Consider the following 1,382-nt stretch of genomic DNA (forward strand, 5'->3'; position numbering starts at 1 on the left):
GGGTGTGTCAAGTTAACGGCTGATCTTGGTTGTTGAGTTATCGCTGGTCGGTGGGGGTGAGGCGGCCGTCGAAGGCGATCTGGAAGGCGTTCAGGGGTGCCTTCCAGCGCATCGTCCAGCGGCGCCGGCCCTTGCCGGTCGGGTCCAGGCTCATCAGCGCCATGTAGACGCACTTCAACGCGGCGGCCTCCGACGGGAAGTGGCCGCGGGCCCGGACCGCCTTGCGGATGCGGGCATTGACGCTCTCGATCGCGTTCGTCGAACAGATCACCTTGCGGATCTCGACGTCGAAGGAGAGGAAGGGCACCATCTCGGCCCAGGCGTCGGACCACAGCTTGATCACGGCCGGATACCTGGAGCCCCACTTCTCGGAGAACTCCAGGAACCGCTCGGTCGCGGCGGCCTCGCTCGGAGCGGTGTAGACGGGCTTCAGATCACGTGCGACCTTGTCCCAGTCCTGACGAGCGCAGTAGCGGATGCTGTTGCGAATCAAGTGAACAATGCAGGTCTGCACCACAGTTCGAGGCCAGACCGTCTCGACCGCGTCCGGCAGCCCCTTCAGCCCGTCACAGACAAGCATCAGGACATCTTCAACTCCGCGATTCTTCAGCTCAGTGAAGACCTGGAGCCAGTGTTTGGCGCCCTCGCCGCCGTCTCCGGCCCAGATCCCGAGAATGTCCCGGGTGCCCTCGACGGTGACGGCCATGGCGACATAGATCGGCCTGTTGGCGACCTCGCCATCGCGAATCCTGACGTTGATGGCGTCCACGAACACCACGGGATAGACGCGATCCAGCGGGCGGGACTGCCATTCGGCCATGCCCTCCATCACCTTGTCCGTGATGGTGGAGATGGTCTGCCTGGACACCTCCGCCCCGTACACCTCAGCCAGATGAGCCGATATCTCCCCATGGGTGAGGCCCTTCGCGGACAGCGAGAGCACCATCTCGTCGACGCCGGTCAGCCGCCGCTGCCGCTTGCGGACGATCTGCGGCTCGAAGGTGCCGGCGGTGTCGCGGGGCACCTTGACCTCGACCGGTCCGACATCGGTCAGCACGGTCTTGGAGCGGGTGCCGTTGCGACTGTTGCCGCTGTTCCTGCCCGTCACGTCGTGCTTGTCATAGCCGACGTGATCGGTGATCTCGCCCTCCAGGGCGGACTCCAGCACCCTCTTGGTCAGCTGCTGCAGCAGCCCGCCCTCGCCGGTCAGCTGCAGCCCATCGGAGCGGGCGCGGTCGACCAGCATCCCGATCAACTGCTCGTCCGACACCGCCTCCGCGGCCGACTCGACGACCGGCTCCTCCACGGCCTCGTGCTCGGTGATGGTCTCGCTCATCAGGCGTCTCCTTGATCATCGGATCCGCCGTCTATTGGACACTCCC

The 1,382-nt window shown here is 65.2% G+C and carries 1 protein-coding gene; it reads right to left on the reverse strand.

The window, feature by feature from the left end:
* Positions 1-37: 37 nt before the first annotated feature.
* Positions 38-1,336 carry an IS256 family transposase gene (locus tag RKE29_RS29850; RefSeq protein ID WP_312008840.1) on the reverse strand — a complete coding sequence of 433 codons (1,299 nt, stop codon included), beginning with the start codon at positions 1,334-1,336 and terminating at the stop codon, positions 38-40.
* Positions 1,337-1,382: the final 46 nt, after the last annotated feature.

Source organism: Streptomyces sp. B1866, assembly GCF_031932565.1.
In the GTDB taxonomy this organism is placed as follows: Bacteria; Actinomycetota; Actinomycetes; order Streptomycetales; family Streptomycetaceae; genus Streptomyces.